This window comes from Chamaesiphon sp. VAR_48_metabat_403 (genome assembly GCF_031422475.1).
Taxonomy (GTDB): domain Bacteria; phylum Cyanobacteriota; class Cyanobacteriia; order Cyanobacteriales; family Chamaesiphonaceae; genus Chamaesiphon.
Map to the genome: position 1 here is coordinate 1 of NZ_JANPLS010000494.1, position 3,696 is coordinate 3,696.

The following is a 3,696-nucleotide window of genomic DNA, read 5'->3' on the forward strand; positions in this document are numbered from 1 at the left end:
CGCAATTTCAGATCTATATCCCCGCCTCCGATACCCCGATCCAGCCCGACGAGAATGAAGCTCAACTACCATCAGGTCGGCAACAGTTGATTCTAGTCGTCGATGATGAAATTGCGATTAGTACGCTGATTAAAGCTACGCTGGAGACATATAATTATCGGGTCTTGACTGCTAATGATGGTGCCAAAGCGATCGAACTTTATGTCCAGCATCGAGACGCGATCGATGGTGTTTTAATCGATATGATGATGCCAGTGATGGACGGACTTACCACCGTTACTGCGCTGCACCAACTCAATCCCGATTTACCTGTAATCGCCATGAGTGGACTCAATTCTGTCGAAGCAGTCGATCGAGCAGAACGCTTTGGCTGCTGTTATTTCATCGCCAAACCCTTTACTGCCAGAGATTTACTCCAAACTCTCGCTGATTGTTTTGGGTAGTCAATCAGCCGATTAGATTACTCTGAATAGAAATCCGTTTGACACAACTAATAAATCCTTAGTTATAATGCCCCAGTCTGATAATAATTTCATAGGTTATTTATTGTCATTTTAGCCGATTACCTCTCGGCGCGGCTACGCCAACGATAGCAATTGACAATGCAATCGCTATCGATAGCAATTTAACCTTCCTACGCTCTCATCATCCGGCTGCTGACACCATCAGTTGTGCGTCCGCTCATTTCACTCGGATACACCCGATAGATTGCCACTACTTCCGCTCGTCCCCAAGAATCAATCCAAGTGCGGTTGAGTGCTGGAGAAAGTGTGGGATTAGTTTCTTTAATTAATTTTTGGACTCGTTCGATATCTGCTTTCTCAGTTAGGCGTTTAGCTTGCCCAGCCACAATTACACTGCGCCAGTGTAAGGGGTCATTAATGATTTCTTCGACTTGGAGACAGATTTCGGGACTGGCATCGATGTCATGAGTCTTCATACCTTCAGTTGTGAACATATAGATTTCTTCACCTTCGAGATAGTAGTGCATAGGCATCACATAGGGTTTGCCTTCATGGATGAAACCAAGATGTCCGTAGCCAATTTTGCGTAATAATTCGTAGATTTCTTTGGAACTCATTTCGTCGATGTCTAACATAATTATGATCCTAATGATTCGATTTAGTCGTGTTCGATCGTCAGCAAATCGGGTTGACAATGCCTGTCGATTTTGATTTTGATGCCTTGGGCAAATTCAGCTTCAAGATCTTCTACAAAGCCTGTGCTAGCTGCTTCAGCTTCCTGAGCACCTGCAAATGGGCCAAAATAGTAGGTGCATTTGGGCTGTTCGGTGAAAATTTCAATCCACCAAGCTTTGCAGTAAATATTTAGAGCATGAGTCCAAAGAGTTAAGACCTTTGTTGATAGTCGGTGATTTAAAGTTGGATGAGCGTTGGCGTTAGCCTCTCCTTGGAGAATCGACGATGCTAGAGGAAGGCTATTGTTCGGGTGAAAAGTTGGGTAGATAGATGTAAAGGGTTCATTGCTTAACGTCATATTGTTAGTTCTTTTAGCGTAAGTTTTTGTGTAAATGTTGTGAATTCAAACCATTGCAGACCGCCGCAAATCGCCCATCAGAAACAGGATTGATTGAAATCTCTCCACTCTCCAGCCAAGTAGCTAATAATGGAGGTATTTCTACTCGATCGAGATATTCATGCAATTTCTGTCCGTCGAGAATTTCCCGTTCTAGTAATACTGCTGCTACCTCCTTGAGTAGTGATTGATTGTGGGCTAGGATTGCACCAGCGATGTGGTGGGCATTGTCGATGAGGTGTTTGACTTCTCGATCGATTTCGGACTCGACTTCTGGACTGAGCGGACGACGGGGATTGCCCCAGCCACCGAGGAATTGACTGGCGGATCTGTCGAATGCCATCGGCCCAAGTTGTTTGCTCATCCCGTAAATCGTCACATAGCGATTCCGCAAAGCGGAGGCTTCGCCAACGGCTAAATCGGTGGCTTTTTGGATATCATCGCTAGCTCCCGTCGAGACTTTACCCATAATCAATTCTTCCGCCGATCGCCCGCCCAGTAGCATGGCAATCTGACCGCGCAATTCATCTTCCACCATCAAAAAGCGATCTTCTTGGGGAAGTTGCAAGGTATAGCCCAGAGCAGCCACGCCACGCGGGACGATTGAGATTTTTTCGATTCTCGTTCCGAGAGGCTCCGCCAACGATCCCGATCCTGGCATCAGCGAACCGACAATTGCATGACCGACTTCATGGTATGCCACAGTTTCTTTTTCCATATCGTTGAGAACGCGAGATTTCTTCTCTAGTCCGGTGAGAATGCGCTCGATCGCTTCTTCAAAGTCTGACATGCTCACAGCTTCTCTGTTGTGACGAGCAGCCAATAAAGCAGCTTCATTGACCAAATTCGCCAGATCTGCGCCTGCAAATCCGGGCGTGCGGGCGGCTAATTTGAGTAAATCCACATCATCCGACATCTTCACATTGCGGGCATGAACGACCAAAATTGCTTGCCGACCGAGTTTATCTGGTCGATCGACTACGATCTGTCGATCGAACCGTCCAGGGCGCAGTAGGGCCGGATCGAGGACTTCGGGGCGGTTGGTTGCAGACAGCAAAATTACCCCTGTATTAGCGGCAAATCCATCCATTTCCGATAACAGTTGGTTCAATGTCTGTTCGCGCTCGGCACCACTAAATCTCGACCAGAGCGAAAGAAACACTAACGGAAATATAAACCAACTCAAAATTGACCAGATTCCACTCAGCGGATTGGGTGCGGGTACCGAATACTCGACCTGATGAGCGCGGAGAAGTTTCGCTAGTTCGGGATCTTCGGCTAGTCGTCTGGTGACAAAGATATTTTTGGCTTCAGCACTCTTGGATTTAGTGACAGGTGCAGATTTTAATTCGTACTGAATTTCTCGATCGTCGTTGGCGTAGCCTTTCCCCTGGAAAATCGTTGCCTTAACTACCTGCCCAGCTTCGACTTGCTGGATAAATTCGCTGTAAGACTTACGTGGGTAGCTTTGCCCCGACCATGCCAATATGACTAGTAGCCAAATCAGGAAGATTAAACCACTCGGAATCGGCAAGTTTAATCCAGTAGCTTTACGGTCGTTATCAATCGGCATAGATCGACCTTGCTTGAATACGATGGAATCTAAGTTCTACTGTAGGACTCAAATCTAAGGAACTTGTGAGGAAATCAGATCGAATTGTCAGAACGAATGATTTTGACCAACAGCCACACGCCCAGAATGCTTGCTGCGCCGAATAAAATATTACTCAGCAATTGCAACTCTGGCGTTTGAGCATTGGTAGAAACAATTGCCGCGCCGATAATTAAGGCACCGACAACCGTACTAAACGATCGCCGATTGGCACCATCATTGACACTGCGCTGAACTCCATCTAAATCTTTAATCTCGATCTTGAGCTTTAACGTTTCTGAACTAAATCGATCGAGCAAAAAAGCCAACTGGCGCGGTGACTGAAGTGAAAGTTGCTTTAATTCCAAGCCAGTTCTGAGTAAAGATTGCACCAAATCATCACCAATTAACTGTCGCTGAAACATATCCGTCATCAGCGGTCGCACTTCCTCAAATAAATTAATTTCTGGATTAAATTGCCGTCCAACTCCCTCTAAATTTGCCAAAGACTTGGCAAATAAACCGATATTACTCGGCCAGCGGAGATTGTTACGCCGTGCGGCTTGGAG

Annotated in this window: 4 protein-coding genes and 1 pseudogene; 1 reads left to right on the forward strand and 4 read right to left on the reverse strand. The window is 46.2% G+C overall.

The annotated features are described in order from the left end of the window. Positions 1 to 443, forward strand: a 443-nt coding sequence (locus tag RMO79_RS23290) for a response regulator (RefSeq protein ID WP_310485650.1), incomplete at its 5' end; no start/stop codon positions are given. Between the two features lie 191 nt (positions 444 to 634). On the opposite strand, the gene RMO79_RS23295 is transcribed toward RMO79_RS23290, so the two are convergent. The 4 genes and pseudogenes from RMO79_RS23295 to RMO79_RS23310 all read right to left on the reverse strand — a co-directional run. Continuing rightward, a complete protein-coding gene (locus RMO79_RS23295) occupies positions 635 to 1,099 on the reverse strand; it encodes a pyridoxamine 5'-phosphate oxidase family protein (protein WP_310485651.1) in 465 nt (154 codons plus the stop codon). Positions 1,100 to 1,122: 23 nt separating this feature from the next. Beyond that, positions 1,123 to 1,326, reverse strand: coding sequence for a DUF1816 domain-containing protein (locus RMO79_RS24695; protein ID WP_396136665.1), 204 nt, complete (start codon positions 1,324 to 1,326; stop codon positions 1,123 to 1,125). Positions 1,327 to 1,510: 184 nt separating this feature from the next. Continuing rightward, a complete protein-coding gene (locus RMO79_RS23305) occupies positions 1,511 to 3,109 on the reverse strand; it encodes an ATP-dependent metallopeptidase FtsH/Yme1/Tma family protein (RefSeq protein WP_310485653.1) in 1,599 nt (532 codons plus the stop codon). Positions 3,110 to 3,183: 74 nt separating this feature from the next. Further along, positions 3,184 to 3,696: pseudogene (locus RMO79_RS23310) on the reverse strand (AarF/ABC1/UbiB kinase family protein); the annotation flags it as partial.

What these genes read in the sequence shown, in the direction of transcription:
- RMO79_RS23305 (WP_310485653.1), bottom strand. Translation starts at nt 3,109, where the DNA reads ATGCCGATTGATAACGACCGTAAAGCTACTGGATTAAACTTGCCGATT.
- RMO79_RS23295 (WP_310485651.1), bottom strand. Translation starts at nt 1,099, where the DNA reads ATGTTAGACATCGACGAAATGAGTTCCAAAGAAATCTACGAATTATTA.